The sequence below is a fragment of the Aurantimonas sp. 22II-16-19i genome (assembly GCF_002088275.1).
GTDB lineage: Bacteria > Pseudomonadota > Alphaproteobacteria > Rhizobiales > Rhizobiaceae > Jiella.
Map to the genome: position 1 here is coordinate 16967 of NZ_AQQS01000031.1, position 18725 is coordinate 35691.

Here is an 18725-nt window from a genome sequence, read left to right on the forward strand (position 1 = left end):
TGCCGGCTTTGCCTCTCGCCTTTGCCCAACGGCCTTTGCCTTCCCGCCGCGGCGGGGCTATGCAACGGATCGGTCGGTGGGGGAGGAAACATTGGCTGACGACACACAGGGCGAGAGCTTCGACTATGTCATCGCGGGGGCGGGCTCGGCCGGCTGCGTTCTGGCCAACCGGCTGTCCGCCGATCCGAGGAACCGCGTCCTTCTGCTCGAGGGCGGCGGCAAGGACGACTGGATCTGGTTCCACATCCCGGTCGGCTATCTCTTCGCCATCGGCAATCCGCGCGCCGACTGGATGTTCCGCACCGCCGAGGAGAAGGGGCTGAACGGCCGCTCGCTGGCCTATCCGCGCGGCAAGACCCTGGGCGGCTCCTCGGCGATCAACGCGATGATCTACATGCGCGGCCAGGCCGCCGACTACGATCACTGGCGCCAGCTCGGCCTTTCGGGATGGGGCTGGGACGACGTCCTGCCGGTGTTCAAGCGGGTCGAGGACCACGTCGAGGGCGGCAACGAGTTTCACGGCACCGGCGGCGAGTGGCGGGTCGAGCATCCGCGGGTGAAGTGGGACATCCTCGACCGGATCCGGGACGCCGCGGAAGCGGCGGGCGTGCCGAAGATCCCCGACTTCAACACCGGCGACAACACCGGCTCGTCCTATTTCCAGGTGAACCAGAGGAACGGCCGGCGCTGGAGCGCGGCGCGCGGCTTCCTCAAGCCGGCGCTGAAACGCCCCAACCTGACGGTCGAGACCGGCGTTTCGGTCGACCGCGTCGAGATGACCGATGGCCGGGTGAGCGCGGTGGTCTATCGCCGGGACGGCGCGACCCGCCGGGCCTTCGTGCGGGGCGAGGCGGTGATCTCGGCCGGTGCCGTCGGCTCGCCGCTGATCCTCGAACGCTCCGGCCTCGGCGAGGGCGCCAAGCTCTCCGCCCACGGCATCGAGGTCGCGCAGCACCTGCCGGGCGTCGGCGAGAACCTGCAGGATCACCTGCAGATCCGGCCGATCTACAAGGTCAACGGCATCAAGACGCTGAACACCGAATACTGGAACCTCGTCACCCGGGCGATGATGGGCGTCAATTACGCCCTGTTCCGCAAGGGTCCGCTGACCATGGCGCCGAGCCAGGTGGGAGCCTTCGTGAAGTCCTCGCCGGAATACGAGACTGCCAATCTGGAGTTTCATTTCCAGCCGCTGTCGCTGGACGACTGGGGGCAGGGCCTCCACCGCTTCGGCGCCTTCACCGCCAGCGTCTGCAACCTGCGCCCGACCAGCCGCGGCTCGATCCACCTCACCGGCCCCCTGCCCGAGGACAAGCCGGACATCCGGCCGAACTATTTGTCGACGGAGGCCGACCGGCGCGTCGCGGTGGATTCCCTGAAATGGGCGCGAAAGATCGTCTTTGCCGAGCCGCTGCAGCGCTACCGGCCGGAGGAGTACAAGCCGGGCGCCCACATCGCGTCGGAAGAGGAGATGCTGGTCGCGGCCGGCGACCTCGGCACGACGATCTTCCATCCCGTCGGCACGGTGAAGATGGGGACGAAGGACGACGCGATGGCCGTCCTCGACGAGAGGCTGCGGGTGCGCGGCGTCGAGGGACTGCGGGTGATCGACGCCTCGGTGATGCCGTCGATCACCTCCGGCAACACCAATTCGCCGACCATCATGATCGCCGACAAGGGCGCCGAGATGATGCTGCAGGACGCCAGGGCGCGTTGAGCCTCGCCCCAGCGGCCGAAGCTTGCCGGCGAGAAGGGCTCAGCGGGGCCCGGTCTCCCGGTCGGCGAGGGCCATCATGCCGGACAAGGCGAGGATGATGGCGAGCAGCCCGGCCATGCCGAGAAAGACGTCGGCCAATCCGATATGCTCGGCGAGGAAGCCGATGAGGGAGGGGGCCATCAGGCCGCCCGAATAGCCGATCGCCGTCGCGATCGAGATGCCGGTGCCGTCGGGCAGGCCCTTGACGTTGCCGGCGGCGGAAAAGGCGATGGGCACGATGTTGGCAAGGCCTATGCCGGCCAGCGCGAAGCCGGCGATGGCGACGAGGAAATGCCCCGCAAGGCCCGCGAGGAGCAGGCCGGAGGCGGCGACGAAGGCGAACAGCCGGACGGTCTTTACCGCGCCGAGGCGGTTGCGGATGTCGTCGCCGAGGAAGCGGAAGATCGCCATGGTGGCGGAGAAGGCCGCGAAGGCGAAGCCCGAGACCGCCGTGTCGGCGCCGAGTTCCGACTTCAGATAGACAGCGCTCCAGTCGATGGCGCCGCCCTCCGGCATCATGGCGACGAGGGCGAAGAGGCCGATCGCCACCGCCATGAGCAGGCCGGCGGGGCGCATCGCGGCCGTCCCTGCCGCGCTTCCAGACGACGTGGTCCGGGACGGCGTTCCGGGCGCGTCGCCGACGGCATGGCCCGGCCCGCGATCGTCCCGGGCCATGCGCCGGACAAGGGCGAAGCAGACGAGGATGACGCCGCAGACGAAGGCCGCGTGGGCCGCCGGCCCGAAGCCGGCGATGATCGGCCCGCCGAGGCCCGCTCCGACGAAGCCGCCGACCGACCAGAAGCCGTGGCTCGACGACATGATCGCCCGGCCCATGTGCCGCTCCAGCGAGATCGCATTGGCGTTCATCGCCGCGTCCATGCCGCCGAACATCGCGCCGAAGACGAAGATCGCCGCGAAGGCCGACCAGAGGTCAGGCGCCAGGATCAGGGCCGGAAAGGCGAAGGCGGCGAGGAGGTGGGTCACCAGCAGCGGCGGCCGCGAGCCGACGCGGGCGATCGCCCGGGCGATCAGCGGCATCGTCAGAACACCGCCCAGCCCGAAGGAGAGGATGAGGAGGCCGATCGTCTGTTCGGTGATGCCGAGCCGCGCGGCGATCACCGGCACCTCCGGCGCCCAGCTGCCGATGCCGAAGCCGTTGACGAAGAAGGCGAGCGCCACGGCCCGGCGGGCTGGCGGGAAGCGCTCGAGGCGAAGTGGCGAGGCAAGGGTCATGGATGAACTCGGTCGGATGATGGGCACGGCGCGGGAGGGAGCGCGAAGGGGTGACGGCTGCGATGGTTCGCCGAAGCGGGGAGGTGGCCGGGCCGGGTGGAAGGTCCAGGCCCGTCGCCGCGCATGGGGGCGCTTGCCGGCTGCCTGTGTCCCGGATCAGACGGACGTCAGCATCGCTCCCCATCGGCGAGCGTGATCGCCAGGCCGGCCGCGGCGAGGGCATCGAGGCTCGGCCCTGCGGCGCCGGTCTCGGTGACGAGGTGCCAGAGCGCGCCGGCCTCGGCGACGGCGAAGGGGGCGGTGGTGCCGAGCTTGTCGGCGGTGGCGAGGACGAGGATCCGGGCGCTGGCGAGAGCAAGTCGCCGCTTGATCGCCGCATCCTCCGGATCGAAGGCGGTCACGCCGGCCGCGGCATCGAGGCCGCAGGCGCCGAGGACGAGGATGTCGGGCCGCAGCCGTTCCACCTCGCCGAGCGCCTGGGCGCCGAGGCAGGCGCCCGTCTCGGCATCGTAGCGTCCGCCGATCAGTGTCACCTTGTGATGGGGATGGGGCGAAAGGGCGAGCGCGACGGCGGGACAATGGGTGACGATGGTGTGGCGGCGGTCCGCGAGGAGCCGGCCCGCCAGCGCCGCATTGGTCGAGCCGGCATCCATGAAGACCGTCGCGCCGTCGTCGAGCAGCGGCGCGGCCGCTTTCGCCAGCGCGTCCTTGCGCCGGGCATCGATGTCGCGGCGCCTGGCGAGCGGGGCGGCCGGTGGCGCCGGGATGCGGGCAAGCGCGCCGCCATAGACCCGTTCGCAAAGACCGGCGGCCGCCATCTCTCGCAGGTCACGGCGGATCGTGTCCTCCGAGACCGCGAAGGCGCCGGCGAGATCGGCGGCGAGAACCCGGCCGTTCTCGGCCAGCCGCTCGGCGATGGCGGTTTGTCTTTCGCGCGTCAGCATGGGGCTCCGATCCTTTGCATGTCCGGTCGTGTATGCACGATTCGGCATAAACATGCAAGAACGTGAATCTCCGGCAGTAACAGCCGTTGCGCGGCTAGCGATTGTTTCGCGGCGCTCGCGGAACGCTCGGCAAGGCGGCGTCTTCCTGTCGCAATCCGGATCGCCCGAGTCCCGACCGGCGATCCTCGACAGGTGCGGCCGAGACGGTCGGCGGCGCCCGATAGGCACAACGGAGGTTTCCATGCCACGCGACCCGCGCAACTGCTATCCGCGGCCCGAGCAACTGGCGCAGCAGCAGCCGATGCCCGGCGATACCGACGCCATGACGCCGAAGCCCGACCACGGCGAGGAGAGCTACCAGGGACACGGCCGGCTGCAGGACTACGTCGCCATCGTCACCGGCGGCGATTCGGGCATCGGACGTGCCGTCGCCATCGCCTATGCCCGCGAGGGTGCCGACGTGATCATCGCCTATTGGGACGAGCACGACGATGCGAAAGAGACGGCGGCATGGGTGGAAAAGGCCGGCCGCAAGGCGGTTCTCGTGCCGGGCGACGTCAAGGACGAAGCCTATTGCAACGGCCTCGTCGACCGCGCCTTCGACGAGTTCGGCCGCCTCGACATCCTGGTCAACAACGCCGCCCACCAGGCGACCTTCGAAAAGCCGGAGGACATCTCCGCCACCGAATGGGACGTCACCTTCCGCACCAACGTCCACGGCATGTTCTACCTGTCGAAACGGGCGGTCGCGCGGATGCAGCCGGGCGCCTCGATCATCAACACCGCCTCGATCAACTCCACCGACCCATCGCCGACGCTGCTCGCCTATGCGACGACCAAGGGCGCGATCCAGAACTTCACCGCCGGTCTCTGCCGCTTCGTCGCCGATCGCGGCATCCGGGTGAACGCGGTCGCGCCCGGCCCGATCTGGACGCCGCTGATCCCCTCGACCATGCCGGAGGAGAAGGTGAAAAGCTTCGGCGGCAGCACGCCGCTCGGCCGGGCCGGCCAGCCGGCGGAACTCGCCGGTTCCTACGTCTTCCTCGCATCCGAGGACGCCACCTACATCACCGGCGCGGTGATCGAGGTGACGGGCGGACGGCCGATGTTGTGATCGGGCTGTAATCGGGCGCAGGCGGCCGGGGCACTTGCCCGCTTGCCTGCGCTAAGTCAGGCACCGTCCGACTGATCACATCGGACGATCGAGCCCGCAGGGCAGGTGAGCGGGCCTGCAGTCCGGCATCCCGACCCGATCCCCGGACGTCGTGTCGTTGCGCCCGCGGGTCAGAGCGACCGGCGGTCGGCCTCGGGCGCTTCCGCCGGCATCGCCGCCCTTTCGGCCTCCTCGGCGGACAGGCGGTAGAGCGAGACCACCCTTTGCGAGAACGCCTCGGCGTCGTCCACGAGCAGCCGCCGCGAGGCCGCGAGGCCGCGTGCCCTAAGCTCGCTCTGATAGGCGTCGACGAGGCCAAGCAGCAGCGACAGCGTGTCCTCGTCACCGAAGGCTGCGGGATCGGCACGGATTTCGCCGCGCAGGACGGCGAAGTCGTGATCGCGGCCGAGATCATCGGCGATGGTCTTGGCGAGATCGATGGCCGGGGCGAAGGCCTCCGGCCAGCAGGGCGCGATCAGCCGCAGATGCATCCAGTGGTACTTCATGCGCTTGCGCAACTCGTGCAGATCGTCCGCGTCGCGCGTCTTGCCCGCCCGCTTCAGCGCGGCGCGGGCGCGCTCGTAGGTCTGGCCCGCGCCGGCCGCGAGCAGGCGGGCCGCCTTCTTCGGTTCATGCCGGCCGCCGCCGATCTGGAACGCCTCGATCCTGCTGCGCGCCTGCTCCAGCGCGGCCGAGGCCTCCTCGACCGACCGCCGGATCTCGCCTTCCTCGCCCGCCGCCTCGTCGCGCTCCGTGACGAGCTTGCCCCGCACCGAGGCGAGCGAGTTCTTCTTCAACTGGTCGGCGTTCCGTTCGCTGAGGCTGTCAAGCGCCTCGATCAGGGCCGCCTTGTCGCGGGCCCCCGAAAGGCCGCGAGCGCCGTCGCGAAAGCTCGCATTCAGCGCCTTGTAGAGGTCCTCGTCGGCCGGACGCAGCAGGCGTACCAGGCCGCGCAGCTTCTTGAACCGCTTGCGCGCCTCGTGGATCGCTTCGTGAAGGTCGCCATCTTCGCGGCGCAGGTCGGTCAGCGCCCGATCGACCTGTGCCAGCGCGGCCTTGCGGAATTCGGCGTCGAGGGGACGCGATGGACGGATTTCGTAGGCCAAGCGTCCTACCTTTCTGGTCGGCCGCGAAGGGCCAGGGACTGGTTGAGATAGTGCGCGTCGCCGGTCACCTCCGCGCCGAGGAAATCCGGTCGCTCGAAGGCTTCGTTTTCCGACCCGAGCTCGATCTCGGCGACCACCAGCCCGTCGAGGCTGCCGTGATAGACGTCGATCTCGATGGTGTGGGGGCCGCTGGCGACGTGATGGCGGGTCTTGTCGATGACGGTGCCGATCGCGCTGGCGCGAAGGTCTTCGGCGTCCTTGAGCGGGATGTCGTATTCGAACTCGCCGCGATCGACCCCGCGGCCGGTCTTGAGCGTCAGCCGCGCCGACGCCCCGTCGGTGATCCGCACCCGGCAGGAGCGGTCCTCGGAGGTGAAGAGATAGAACTGCTCGAAGCGCTTCACCGAACCGACGCGCTCGCGCCAGTCCTCGCCCCTCACCAGGAATTTCCGCTCGATCTCTCGTCCCATTCGACGCGCCTTTCTTGACGCCCGGAAAATGCCTCCGCCGGGCACAGGTTCCAGCAGGCTGGCCGCGCAACGATCGTCAGGTCCGATTGCGGCTCGCTCACAGCCAGCGCCGGCTGCCGCGCATGAAGCTGCGGTAGTCGTCGCCGAAGGTGCGGCTCAGATAGTGCTCCTCCCGCAGGATGACGCCATGATGGATCGTCAGGACGGCCGGCACCAGCAGGACGAGCGTCAGGGCGCTGTCAGAGAGGACGGCGATGCCGGCATAGACCAGAGCCATGCCGAGATACATCGGGTTGCGCGTCAGCCGGTAGACGCCGTCGAGGACGAGGGCCGTCGACGGTTTCCACGGTTCGGGATTGGTGCCCGCCCGGCGGAAGCGCAGGAGGGCGAGGACGATGAGCGTCAGCCCGGCGACGAGCGCGGGCAGCCCGAAAGCGAGGCGCAGCCAGAGGGGAAAGCCCAGAGCGAAGCCGGCGCCGAAGGCGTCGATCGAAAGGCCGGCGATCAGCGGGACGCCATAGATCAGAGGCGGCGGGGCAATCACGCCGGGATGATCGGTTCTCTTGTCGTCGTGCGCGTTCATCCCGGCCAGACTAGCGCAGGCGGGCCTGCAGGAATACCGCTATTTCGGCGGCCGCATTCCCGACGACGGTGACCGGCCCCGCCGCGTGCCGAGACGAAGCGCTAAGGCTTCCAGGCGAGGAAATTGGCGATGAGCCGCAGGCCGAGGGTCTGGCTCTTTTCCGGATGGAACTGGGTGCCGGCGAAATTCTCCCGCGCCACCATGGCCGTGACCGGACCACCGTAGTCGGCGCTCGCGACCACCGTTTCGGGATCGTCCGCCGCCAGGTGATAGGAGTGGACGAAATAGGCGTGGAGCCCGCCGGCGCCGGTCTCGATGCCGGCCAGGAGCGGGTGGTCGCTGCGCGCCTCGATGGTGTTCCAGCCGATCTGCGGCACCTTCAGGGCCGGGTCCGAGGGCGTGATCCGCACGACGTCGCCGGGGATCCAGCCGAACCCCTCGGTGACGGTCTTTTCCCGCCCGCGTGTCGCCATCAGCTGCATGCCGACGCAGATGCCGAGAAACGGCCGGGCCTTCGCCTCCACCGTCTCTTTCAGGGCCTCGACCATTCCCGGAACCGCGTCGAGGCCGGCCCGGCAGTCGGCATAGGCGCCGACGCCCGGCAGGATCACCCGGTCCGCGCTTCGCACCACCGCCGGATCGTCGGTGAGGGCGACGGCGATGTCTTGTCCGCTTTCGCGGGCGGCACGCTCGAGCGCCTTGGTGGCCGAGCGCAGGTTGCCCGAGCCGTAGTCGATGATGGCAACGGTCTGCATCGTCATAGCCGCCCGATCGGTTTGCGCCGGCCGCCCGACACCTTGACAGTTTCCGCGCCCGGTCCGTCCCAGCGCTCGGCCCAGCCTTCGACCCGCGCCGTCCGCTCGATCTCCGCCTTCAGCCGCGCATCGGGATCGCCGGGCGGCGGATCGCCGGGCCGGGTCTCTGCGGGGCTCTCAGCATCACCGAGGGTGGTCTGGTCGGTCTCGACGTCGACGGGCGTCACGTCGACGGCCGCGGGACGTTCGGCTGCCGCATGCGAGGGGATGGGACGCGCCACGTCGGTGCCGGCACCGGCCGGTTTCACGGAGGTGTCTGCGGGCGCTGGGCTCGCCTGTGTCGCAGGCGGCGTTTCGCTCTCGTTCGGGGAAGCGGTCTCCTCGCGCGCCTCTGCCGAAGCGGGCACCGCGTCCGCCTGCGCCGGGTCGGGCAGGACGGCCGGCGGAGCGGGCGGGGGCGGCATGTCCGGCGCGAGCGGGACGGCGTGGTAATAGATCAGTTCCGCCTCGTCGCCATTCTGCGCCTCGAAGGCGGCGACGTCGTTCCAGCCCTTGCGCCGGAGCTTCGACGCCCTGAGGCTCGGGGCCTCCAGCCCGATCAGGATCCCGAGGAGCAGCGAAATCAGGGCCGCGCTGGTCTCGAAGCCCTCGACCGCGCCCAGACCGTTGATCGCCAGGAAGAGGGCGATGGTGCCCAGCCCCCAAAGCCAGAGACCGTAGCGGAACATCCAGAGAAAGGTGAAGACGAAGGCGAAGAAGGAGAATTGGTCGCGCAGGAACACCGCGGCGGTGCTGGGTCCGCTCGCACCGGCCGGCTCGAAGACGAGGTAGCGGGTCATGGCCGCAGTCTCCGCCGCGGCCTCATGCCAGCATCCCCTTGGTCGAAGGCACCAGATCGGCCTGGCGCGGATCGATGGCGACGGCATCGCCCAGCACCCGCGCCACCGCCTTGAAGCAGGTCTCGGCGACATGGTGGGCGTTCGATCCGTAGAGGTTCTCGACATGCAGGGTGACACCGGCGTTCTGCGCCAGCGCCTGAAAGAACTCCTGCACCAGCTCGGTGTCGAAGGTGCCGATCTTGGCCCGGGAGAATTCCGCCTTGAAGACGAGGAACGGCCGTCCGGACACGTCGATCGCCGCTCGGGTCAGGCATTCGTCCATGGCCAAATCGAGGGAGGCATAGCGCCGGATGCCGCGCCGCTCGCCCAGCGCCTGGCGGATCGCCTGGCCGATGGCGATGCCGGTGTCTTCCACGGTGTGGTGATCGTCGATGTGCAGATCGCCCTCGGTGGCGATCTCCATGTCGATCAGCGAATGGCGCGACAGCTGCTCCAGCATGTGGTCGAAGAATCCGACGCCGGTCGCGATCGTCCCGCGGCCGGTGCCGTCGAGATCGACCCTCACCCGGACTTTGGTTTCCTTGGTCGCGCGCTCGATGACCGCGTCGCGCCGCCCGGCGGTATGCGCCATGTCCCTGCCCCTGAACACGGATGTTGCGTTTCGTCAGGCTTCTACGCCGGATCGCACCGGGTGGAAAGGCATCCGTCGCAAAAGCGTCGCGAGGCCGCTCGCGTCCCCGGGGGTCCGTTTCGCTTGGCAACCCGGCCATGGACGCCCACATGGGGGGCGAACACGACGGACGGCCGCTGCCACGCCTATGCCAAGGGGCCGGGCGCCCGGCCGCTATGCCAAGGGGCCGGCGCGCCGGCCGCTATGAAGGAACGACCGATGAATTTCGAAAAGCACGACCCGGAGAAGATCTACGGCACGACCATCGTCACCGTCAGGAAGGGCGGCAAGGCGGTGATCGCCGGCGACGGCCAGGTCTCGCTCGGCAACACGATGATCAAGGGCAACGCCAAGAAGGTGCGGCGGATCGGCAAGAACGGTCAGGTGATCGCCGGCTTCGCCGGAGCGACGGCCGATGCCTTCACGCTCCTGGAGCGGCTCGAGGCCAAGCTCGAGCAATATCCCGAGCAGTTGATGCGCGCCTGCGTGGAACTCGCCAAGGACTGGCGCACCGACCGTTACCTGCGCCGGCTCGAGGCGATGATGATCGTCGCCGACCGCCAGGTGACGCTGACGTTGACCGGCAATGGCGACGTGCTCGAGCCGGAGCACGGGCTGATGGCGATCGGCTCGGGCGGCAACTACGCGCTCGCCGCGGCAAGGGCGCTGGCGGACACCGATCTCGATGCCGAGGCGATCGCCCGCAAGGCGATGAAGATCGCCGCGGAGATCTGCATCTACACCAACGACAACGTGGTGGTCGAAACCCTCGACGGGGCGGAGTGACGCGCAACCAGGCAGGCCGGCGGGCAAACGGCGGTCGCCGCCCGCCTCAGGCGGCCTCGGAACCCGCTTCCAGCCGCGCCAGCGCGGTCCGCAATGCGGCGACGCAGTCGCCGTCGACGGCGCTGCCGGTTTCGCTGTCGAGGATGGCGAGGGCCTTCGAGATCGGCATCGCGGGCCTGTAGGGCCGGTCGGCCGTGAGGGCGTCGAAGATGTCGGCGACGGTGACGATGCGGGTGTCGAGGTCGATCATCTCGCCGGCAAGCCCCGAGGGATACCCCTTACCGTCGAGACGCTCGTGGTGGCGCCCGCCGATGATGGCGAGATCGCTGAATGCCGCGATCTGCGACAGGATCGCCTCCGAATGGACGGGATGGCGCCGGATCTCGGCGAACTCGCCGTCGGTCAGCTTGCCGGGCTTGTCGAGGATCGCGTTGGAGATGCCGAGCTTGCCGACGTCGTGGAGCAGCGCCGCGCGCTTCAGCCGGCGGCGATGGTCGGGCGTATGTCCCATCGCCTCGGCGATCATGTCGGTGAACAGCGCCACCCGTTCGGAGTGGCCGCTGGTATAGGGGCTCTTGGAATCGACCACCTCGGCGAAGGCTTCGGCGATGTCGTCGAGATAGTCCTCGTCGGCGGCCCGCATGACCTGGGCCGGTTCGAGGGCGAGGACCGTCTGCGACAGGTCGTCTTCGGACAACGCCGCCACGAAGGCCGGATCCGCCACGAGGCCCTCGAAGGTCCTCACCAGCTGCGGGTCGAACCAGCTGCCGGAGCGGGCCTTGACCTCGGCCAGCGCCGACGCGATCCCGCCGACCCTGAAGAACACGTCGACGACCTGGGCGAGAAGCGCGATCCGCGAGTATAGGGGGATCGCCTCGCCCTTCAGACCCTGCGGTCGCCCGCCCCCGTCGAAATGCTCGTCGAGGCTGCGGATGCCCTGGGCGACATTCTCGCCGAATCGCATCTTGCGGGCGATCGCGGCGCCGCGCTGGCAGCGCGTCTCGATCAGCTCCTGGGCGATCTCGCCGCCATTGCGGACGATGTTGGCGAGGGCGCGGAAGCGTTCGGCGAGGCCCGCCTTCAGCCCGGTCTGCTGCAACACGAAGCGCAGGACCTTGGCGAGGCCGTCGTCGATCTCCTTGAAGCTCTTCTTGAAGCCGATGTCGTCGGTCAGATAGAGCTGGCAGATCCGCGCCGCATTGGACGAGCAGCCGAGATCCTTCAGGAGCAGCGTGTAGTAGAGCTCGCCCGTCGCCTCCGCGTCGAGGCCGATCCTGCGGGCGATGTGAACGCCGACATAGCAGCAGCGGATGCAGTGGCCGGGCGGCTGGCCTTCGGTGAGGTCCAGCGCCTTGGAGAGGGCCGCGAGGATCTCGGCGAGCCGGAGCGAGCCGACCGAGCCGTGAAGATCCGGCCGCATCGGATGCTCTTCCTGCATGAGAAACTCCGTTGGCTCGCCCGCGATCTAAGCGGTCGCGCCATAAGAATTCGTGAAGCTCCGCGGGAGAACGGTCTGCACCCGGCCGGTTCTGCGTGGGCGGACCGGTGCGCCGGCGAATTCGCCGCGAGGAAACTTCCCACAGAGGCGGACGGCCCGCGATCCGCTCCTATGTGAAGGGAGCGCGCAAGACGGCGGATCGTCCGGAGAGGGGAGAACGAAATGCTCAGGAATCGGCTGAAGCAACATTGGGAGGCGGGCAAGCCATCCCTGAACGGCTGGCTGTCCATCGCCAGCCCCTTCGTCGCCGAGATCATGGCGGGCCAGGGCTATGACAGCCTCACCATCGATCTCCAGCACGGCGCCCTCGACTATGCCGGCATGCTGCCGATGCTCCAGGCGATGCGCGCCCTCCCAGTCACCCCGATCGTGCGCGTTCCCTGGCGCGAGCCGGGCATCGTGATGAAGGCGCTCGATGCGGGCGCCGAGGTCATCATCTGCCCGATGATCAATACCGCCGCGGAGGCGGCGGAGTTCGCCAGCTTCATGCGCTATCCGCCGCGCGGAACCCGCAGCTACGGACCGACCCGAGCCGGCTTCGCCCATCCCGGATACGGCGTCGGCGCCAATGACGAGGTCATGGCCTTCGCGATGATCGAGACCCGCGAGGGGCTGGAAAACGTCGAGGCGATCGCGGCGACGCCCGGCATCGACGGGCTCTATGTCGGCCCGTCCGACCTCGCGCTCGGCACCACCGACGGCCGGCTCGCCCCCGGCTTCGACCCGACGGACGAGACGCTCGTCGCCTCGATCCGGCGCATCGCCTCGGTCGCCAAAGCGAGCGGCATCCGGGCGGGGCTCCACTGCGGCGCGCCGGACTATGCCGCCGAAGCGATCCAATGGGGCTTCGACATGACCACCGTCTCCGGCGACACGCGGCTTCTGGCGATGGCCGCCGCCGCCTCGGTGACGCGCTGGCGCGAGCTGACGCTGGGCGCGGCGCCGAAGGCGGCCGACGCCGGCGGCTGACGACGGCTGGCGCCATGCCCGGCCTTGCCTTGCATCCGGATGGCTCTCCCGGCACAAGGACAGGGCGGCGGGGCAGGGCCGGCGGGGCGAGGTCCGGCCTGCCGCGGGCCAGCATCCCTCGCGCGCATTCGGCCCGCAACGCGACTTGCCGGGCCGTGACGAACAAGCGCCGCCCACCGAGCGGCGGCACACTCCGATTGGAAAGGGCGGACACTGGAAACCATCGACGCCCACCATCACTTCTGGCAGCCGGCCCGCGGCGACTATGGCTGGATGCCGGCCGACGACGACGTTCTGTCGCGCCCCTATCTGCCGGCCGATCTCGCGCCGGCGCTGGAAGCTGCGGGGGTTTCCCGCACCGTCCTCGTCCAGGCCGCGCCGACGACGGCGGAGACCGAGTATCTCCTCGGCCTCGCCGATGCCACCGATCACGTCGCCGGGGTCGTGGGCTGGATCGACTTCGAGCGGCCGGAGGAGATCGAGACATTGCGGCGACTGGCCGCCCATCCGAAATTCCTGGGCGTTCGCCCGATGATCCAGGACATCGCCGACGACGGCTGGATGCTGCGGCCGGAACTCGACTGGGCGTTCCGGGCGATCTGCGACCTCGACCTCACCTTCGACGCTCTCGGCTATCCCCGGCACATCGAGTATTTCTCGAGCCTTTTCGAGCGCTATCCGGCCATGCGCGTCGTCCTCGACCACTGCCTGAAGCCGAGGATCGACGACGAGAGCCCGGAATCCTTCGACGAATGGGCGCGGGGGATCGCCCGCATCGCCAATGGCACAGGCGCCTGTTGCAAGCTCTCCGGCCTCGTCAGCGAGGCAAGGCCTGAGTGGCGGCGGGAGGACATCGCCTATTACTCCTCCCATGTCCTCGAGGTGTTCGGTCCCGAGCGCGTCATGTGGGGCTCGGACTGGCCGGTCTGCCGGCTCAGATGCGACTATGCCGACTGGCACCGCACGGCCCTGTCGCTGGTCTCGCACCTCACCGAGGCGGAGCGGGCGCGGGTCTTTTCGGGCAGCGCGCGGGAGTTCTACCGGCTCCCGTGAGCTTCGGCGCCTGCTGCGCAACGCCCTCCTGCAGCCGCCGCATGGCGGGACCCACCAGGAGCGACGCCGGACACAGTGTGGCGCAAGTCCGGGAGAATGGCCGTCCGGTGCGGAACCTGCCTCGATCCACCGTCCCCCGGACGATGCTTTGCCGTCTCGGCAAGTTGGTCGGCGAAATAGAACATTTGTGAACACCGTTGCCATGACGGCCGGCTGGGCTAGCTCTGGCCTTCCTGCCGATCGTCAGCGGCCCGAAGCGTCGGGCCCGGGCACCGATCGGATCGCGCAATCGACCTTGGAGGCTCGTCATGGCCCCGCTTTCCCGACCCCTTACCGAAGCATCCCCGGTCGCCGACCGCTACCGGCATGTCAGGGCGACCAGCCGCGACCTCGGTGCGCCGCTCTCCGACGCCGACGCGACCGTGCAGTCGATGCCCGACGCCAGCCCGGCCAAGTGGCACCTCGCCCATACCACCTGGTTCTTCGAGACCATGGTGCTGAAGCCGCATCTTCCCGACTACGAGGTGTTCGACGAGAGCTTCAACTACCTGTTCAATTCCTATTACGAGACCATCGGCGAGCGCCAGCCGCGGCCGCGCCGGGGCATGATCACCCGGCCGCATCTGGACACGGTGTTCGCCTATCGCGATCATGTCGACGCGGCGGTCGAGACGCTGCTCGACCGCGCCGCCTCGCCGGACGTGGCCGAGCTCGTCGAACTCGGCTGCCATCACGAGCAGCAGCATCAGGAACTGCTCCTCACCGACATCCTGCATCTCTTCGACCAGAGCCCGCTGAAGCCGGCTTACCGGGACCCGCAGCCGCTCGGCATCGCGGAGGATCCGGGCGAAGCGCGCTTCATCTCCTTCGACGGCGGGATCGTCGAGATCGGCCATGGCGGCGGCAGCTTCGCCTTCGATTGCGAGGGGCCGCGCCACGAGGCGCTGCTCGAGCCCTACGGGCTGGCCGACCGGCTCGTCACCAATGGCGAATTCATGGCCTTCATCGAGGACGGGGCTTACGCCAACCCGCTGCTCTGGCTGTCGGCCGGCTGGGCCGACATCCTCGCCAACAAGTGGGACAAGCCCTTCTACTGGCAAAAGCGCGACGGCGAGTGGTGGACGATGACGCTGCGCGGCGCCCAGCCCGTCGATCCCAACGCGCCGGTGACGCATCTGTCCTATTTCGAGGCGGACGCCTTTGCCACCTGGGCCGGCAAGCGGTTGCCGAGCGAATTCGAATGGGAGAACGCCGCGGCGGGCCTGTCCATGGACGGCAACTTCGCCGGCTCCGGGCGGCTGCGGCCGAAGCCGGCCGCGCCGGGAGAGGGCCTTCGCCAGATGTTCGGCGACGTCTGGGAATGGACGCGCAGTCCGTTCTCGCCCTATCCGCGCTTCAAGCCGGTCGAGGGCGCCGTCGGCGAATACAATGGCAAGTTCATGTGCGGCCAGTTCGTCCTGCGCGGCGGCTCCTGCGCGACGCCCGAAGGGCACATCCGGGCCACCTATCGCAACTTCTTCCCGCCGGATGCCCGCTGGCAGTTCTCCGGGCTGCGCCTGGCGGAGGACGTCTGAGATGCTCGACAAGACCGACACCGAGGCGCTGCAGCGCGAGGCATTCCGACGGGACGTGCTTTCAGGCCTCTCCAGGCCGGTAAAGACGCTGCCCAGCCGCTGGCTCTATGACGATCGCGGCTCGGAGCTGTTCGAGGAGATCACCCAGGCGCCGGAATACTATCCGACCCGCACCGAGACCGGCATCCTCGAGGCCAATGCCAGGCGGATCGCGGACCTCTTCGGGCCGGAAGCGGTGATTCTGGAATATGGCGCCGGGGCCGGCATCAAGACGGAGATCGTGCTGGCGGCGCTCGATCGTCCCAGCCTCTACGTGCCGATCGACATCTCCGGCGATTTCCTGAAAGCTTCGGCGGAGCGCATCCGCGCGCGCTTTCCGGAACTGGCCGTCGAGCCCGTCACGGCGGACTTCACGCAGGACTTCGACCTGCCCGGCGACCTGTCCGGGACGGGACGGCGCGGCGGCTTCTTTCCCGGCTCGACCATCGGCAATCTCGACGAGCGGGAAGCGATGGCCTTCCTGAAGCGCATGCGCCGGCATGTGGGGCCGGGCGGCGTCGCGGTGATCGGCTGCGACCTGAAGAAGGACACCCCCACCCTGATCGCCGCCTATGACGACGCGGCTGGGGTGACGGCCGCCTTCAATCTCAACATCCTGACCCGGATCAATCGCGAGCTCGGCGCCGACATACCGGTGGAGAGCTTTGCCCACGAAGCCCGCTGGAACCCCGAGACGTCGGCCATCGAGATGCACCTCGTGGCCCGGCGGCCGGTAAGGTTCGCCATCGAGGGCCGCAGCTTCGCGATGGCCGAAGGCGAGACGATCCACACGGAGAACTCGCGCAAATACGACGTCGACGGGCTTGCCGTGCTGGTCGAGGCGGCCGGCTGGCGCATGGATGCCGTCTGGAGCGACGACCGTGGGCTGTTCGCAATGGTGGGGCTGGTGGCGTCCTGAGGCAGATCATCACGAGCGTTCTGCGCCGGTAGGCTCGCGCTTTCGCCCCGAGGCCTCTCATGGGCAGAACCGTGAGAGGCCTTCGCATGCCGAATTCCGGTCGCAGGACCGCAATGAGCGGACCTTCTTTGGAACTCTTCTCGCATCTGCGAGCGTTCTCCCGTCAGACATTCAGTTGGCTAACAACGGGGGACGATCATGTCCACGAAGACGACGATTTCCGGCGGCCCGAGCGCGGGTTCCGCATCCGCCTATGTCGGGGAGGGCGGCGAGCACCACCAGGTTTCCGGCGGCGACGTGCCGACGCTGACCACCCAGGGCGGCGCGCCGGTTTCCGACGACCAGAACTCCCTGAAGGCGGGGACGCGCGGACCGACGCTTCTCGAAGACCAGCATTTTCGCGAGAAGATCTTCCACTTCGACCACGAGCGCATTCCCGAGCGCGTCGTGCATGCGCGCGGCTTCGGCGCCCACGGTGTCTTCGAAACCTACGAGTCGCTGTCGGACATCACCCGCGCCGACCTCTTCCAGAGGGCCGGCGAGAAGACCGAGATGTTCGTCCGCTTCTCGACCGTCGCCGGCAACAAGGGCTCGGCGGATCTCGCCCGCGACGTGCGCGGCTTTGCCACGCGGTTTTATACGAAGGAGGGCAACTGGGACATCGTCGGCAACAACATCCCGGTCTTCTTCATCCAGGACGCGATCAAGTTTCCCGACCTCATCCACGCCGCCAAGGCCGAGCCGGACCGCGGCTTTCCCCAGGCCCAGACGGCCCACGACAATTTCTGGGACTTCATGTCGCTGACCCCGGAAGCCATGAACATGGCGCTGTGGATCATGTCCGACCGGACCATCCCGCGCTCGTTCCGCTTCATGGAGGGGTTCGGCGTCCACACCTTCCGGATGATCAATGCGCAGGGCAAGTCGACCTTTGTGAAATTCCACTGGAAGCCCAAGCAGGGGATGCAGTCGGTGGTCTGGAACGAGGCGCTGAAGCTGAACGGCGCCGATCCCGATTTCCATCGCCGTGACCTGTGGGATGCCATCAATGCCGGCGACTATCCCGAATGGGAGCTCGGCCTGCAGATCTTCGACGAAGAATTCGCCGAGCGCTTCGCCTTCGACGTCCTCGACGCCACCAAGATCATCCCAGAGGAAGAGGTCCCGGTCCGCATCGTCGGCAAGATGACCCTCGACCGCTGCGTCGAGAACTTCTTCTTCGAGACCGAGCAGGTGGCCTTCCAGACCGGCAACGTCGTTCCCGGCATCGACTTCTCGAACGACCCGCTGCTGCAGGGCCGGAACTTCTCCTATCTCGACACCCAGCTGAAGCGGCTCGGCGGCCCGAACTTCACCCACATCCCGGTAAATGCGCCGCGCTCGCCCGTGCACAACTTCCAGCAGGACGGCCACATGGCGATGCGCAACCCGAGGGGGCGCGCGAATTACGAGCCGAATTCCTGGGGCGGCGAGATGGGCGGCCCGCGCGAATCGCCCGAGGCCGGCTTCACGACCTATCCGGAGGAGATGGCGGGGCAGAAGCGGCGGGTACGCTCGGAGACCTTCGCCGACCACTACAGCCAGGCGCGGCAGTTCTACCTCTCGCAGACCGAGACCGAGCGGACCCACATCGGCAACGCCTTCACCTTCGAGCTGTCGAAGGTGGAGACGCTTGCCATCCGCTCGCGCATCGTCGCGCATCTGCGCAATGTCGACGAGGGTCTCGCCAGGACCGTCGCCGACGGCCTGCGGCTGAAGGAAATGCCGGAGGCGGCCAAGGCTGCCCGCCCGACGATCCAGGACCTCGCGATCTCGCCGAAGCTGTCGATCATCCTGAACGGCCCGGACAGCTTCAAGGGGCGCAAGATCGGCGTCCTCGTCACCGACGGCGTCGACGCGTCGCTGCTCGCCGGCCTGAAGGAGGCGATTACGGCCGAGGGTGCCATGATGGAAATCGTCGCACCGATGGTCGGCGGCGTGAAGGCGAGCGACGGCAGCTGGATCGAGGCCAAGCAGAAGATCGATGGCGGGCCGTCGATCCTCTACGACGCCGTCGCGGTCCTCGCCTCGAAGGACGGCGCGACGCTCCTTTCGAAGGAAGCCACCGCCAAGGACTTCGTCACCGACGCCTTCGCCCATTGCAAGTTCATCGCCTATTCGCCCGAGGCGATGGCGCTGTTCGAGAAGGCCGGCATCAAGGACGATCTCGACGAGGGCTGCGTCGCGATGACCGCGGCGGGTGACGCGAAGGCCTTTCTCGTCCAGTGCCGCGAGCTGCGTCACTGGGTCCGCGAGGCGAAGGTCGACGTGGTCTGATCGGAACCGGCGGCCTGCCGCCCAAGATGGCGCCCTGATGAAGGGCGCCGGATGCCGCGGTT

The 18725-nt window shown here is 68.5% G+C and carries 17 protein-coding genes; 8 read left to right on the forward strand and 9 right to left on the reverse strand.

The genetic code is table 11. The annotated features are described in order from the left end of the window. Nucleotides 1-91 precede the first annotated feature (91 nt). Nucleotides 92-1717 carry a GMC family oxidoreductase N-terminal domain-containing protein gene (locus tag ATO4_RS20385; RefSeq protein WP_245308854.1) on the forward strand — a complete coding sequence of 542 codons (1626 nt, stop codon included), beginning with the start codon at nucleotides 92-94 and terminating at the stop codon, nucleotides 1715-1717. A gap of 39 nt (nucleotides 1718-1756) precedes the next feature. On the opposite strand, the gene ATO4_RS20390 is transcribed toward ATO4_RS20385, so the two are convergent. Both ATO4_RS20390 and ATO4_RS20395 read right to left on the reverse strand, forming a co-directional pair. Next, on the reverse strand, nucleotides 1757-2989 hold the full coding sequence (locus tag ATO4_RS20390) for an MFS transporter (protein WP_083593582.1): 1233 nt from the start codon (nucleotides 2987-2989) through the stop codon (nucleotides 1757-1759). A gap of 167 nt (nucleotides 2990-3156) precedes the next feature. Further along, nucleotides 3157-3933, reverse strand: coding sequence for a DeoR/GlpR family DNA-binding transcription regulator (locus ATO4_RS20395; protein ID WP_176223080.1), 777 nt, complete (start codon nucleotides 3931-3933; stop codon nucleotides 3157-3159). A 241-nt stretch (nucleotides 3934-4174) separates the two neighbouring features. On the opposite strand from ATO4_RS20395, the gene ATO4_RS20400 reads away from it, so the two are divergent. Continuing rightward, nucleotides 4175-5047: a glucose 1-dehydrogenase gene (locus ATO4_RS20400; RefSeq protein ID WP_083593585.1), complete on the forward strand. Its 873-nt coding sequence runs from the start codon at nucleotides 4175-4177 to the stop codon at nucleotides 5045-5047. A 170-nt stretch (nucleotides 5048-5217) separates the two neighbouring features. Here the strand turns inward: ATO4_RS20400 and ATO4_RS20405 are convergent, their stop codons facing one another. From ATO4_RS20405 to hisB, 6 genes are all read right to left on the reverse strand, one after another. After that, nucleotides 5218-6192, reverse strand: a complete 975-nt coding sequence (locus ATO4_RS20405) for a CHAD domain-containing protein (RefSeq protein ID WP_083593587.1) — start codon at nucleotides 6190-6192, stop codon at nucleotides 5218-5220. Nucleotides 6193-6197: 5 nt separating this feature from the next. After that, complete coding sequence (locus ATO4_RS20410) at nucleotides 6198-6662, reverse strand: CYTH domain-containing protein (protein ID WP_083593588.1); 465 nt, start codon at nucleotides 6660-6662, stop codon at nucleotides 6198-6200. A gap of 97 nt (nucleotides 6663-6759) precedes the next feature. Next, on the reverse strand, nucleotides 6760-7206 hold the full coding sequence (locus tag ATO4_RS20415; protein WP_176223081.1) for an isoprenylcysteine carboxylmethyltransferase family protein: 447 nt from the start codon (nucleotides 7204-7206) through the stop codon (nucleotides 6760-6762). Nucleotides 7207-7346: 140 nt separating this feature from the next. After that, nucleotides 7347-8006 (reverse strand): imidazole glycerol phosphate synthase subunit HisH, encoded by a 660-nt coding sequence (gene hisH, locus ATO4_RS20420; protein ID WP_083593592.1) that lies wholly within the window; start codon nucleotides 8004-8006, stop codon nucleotides 7347-7349. Beyond that, nucleotides 8003-8839 (reverse strand): DUF2628 domain-containing protein, encoded by an 837-nt coding sequence (locus ATO4_RS20425; RefSeq protein ID WP_176223082.1) that lies wholly within the window; start codon nucleotides 8837-8839, stop codon nucleotides 8003-8005. The genes hisH and ATO4_RS20425 overlap by 4 nt, the downstream gene beginning before the upstream one ends. Nucleotides 8840-8861: 22 nt before the next feature. Then, a complete protein-coding gene (gene hisB, locus ATO4_RS20430; protein WP_083593596.1) occupies nucleotides 8862-9470 on the reverse strand; it encodes an imidazoleglycerol-phosphate dehydratase HisB in 609 nt (202 codons plus the stop codon). Between the two features lie 258 nt (nucleotides 9471-9728). On the opposite strand from hisB, the gene hslV reads away from it, so the two are divergent. Further along, nucleotides 9729-10295, forward strand: a complete 567-nt coding sequence (gene hslV / locus ATO4_RS20435; protein WP_083593598.1) for an ATP-dependent protease subunit HslV — start codon at nucleotides 9729-9731, stop codon at nucleotides 10293-10295. A gap of 46 nt (nucleotides 10296-10341) precedes the next feature. Here the strand turns inward: hslV and ATO4_RS20440 are convergent, their stop codons facing one another. Further along, the gene (locus tag ATO4_RS20440) at nucleotides 10342-11733 is read right to left on the reverse strand and encodes an HD domain-containing protein (protein ID WP_245308855.1); all 1392 of its coding nucleotides are present in this window, start codon (nucleotides 11731-11733) and stop codon (nucleotides 10342-10344) included. A gap of 222 nt (nucleotides 11734-11955) precedes the next feature. Here ATO4_RS20440 and ATO4_RS20445 point away from each other — a divergent pair, with 222 nt between their 5' ends. From ATO4_RS20445 to ATO4_RS20465, 5 genes are all read left to right on the forward strand, one after another. Continuing rightward, a complete protein-coding gene (locus ATO4_RS20445; RefSeq protein WP_083593600.1) occupies nucleotides 11956-12762 on the forward strand; it encodes an aldolase/citrate lyase family protein in 807 nt (268 codons plus the stop codon). 222 nt (nucleotides 12763-12984) lie between these two features. Next, nucleotides 12985-13815, forward strand: a complete 831-nt coding sequence (locus ATO4_RS20450) for an amidohydrolase family protein (RefSeq protein ID WP_210191111.1) — start codon at nucleotides 12985-12987, stop codon at nucleotides 13813-13815. 308 nt (nucleotides 13816-14123) lie between these two features. After that, nucleotides 14124-15389, forward strand: a complete 1266-nt coding sequence (gene egtB / locus ATO4_RS20455) for an ergothioneine biosynthesis protein EgtB (protein ID WP_083593603.1) — start codon at nucleotides 14124-14126, stop codon at nucleotides 15387-15389. Between the two features lies 1 nt (nucleotide 15390). Further along, on the forward strand, nucleotides 15391-16347 hold the full coding sequence (egtD, locus tag ATO4_RS20460) for an L-histidine N(alpha)-methyltransferase (protein WP_083593605.1): 957 nt from the start codon (nucleotides 15391-15393) through the stop codon (nucleotides 16345-16347). A 198-nt stretch (nucleotides 16348-16545) separates the two neighbouring features. Then, nucleotides 16546-18663 carry a catalase gene (locus ATO4_RS20465; RefSeq protein WP_083593607.1) on the forward strand — a complete coding sequence of 706 codons (2118 nt, stop codon included), beginning with the start codon at nucleotides 16546-16548 and terminating at the stop codon, nucleotides 18661-18663. Nucleotides 18664-18725: the final 62 nt, after the last annotated feature.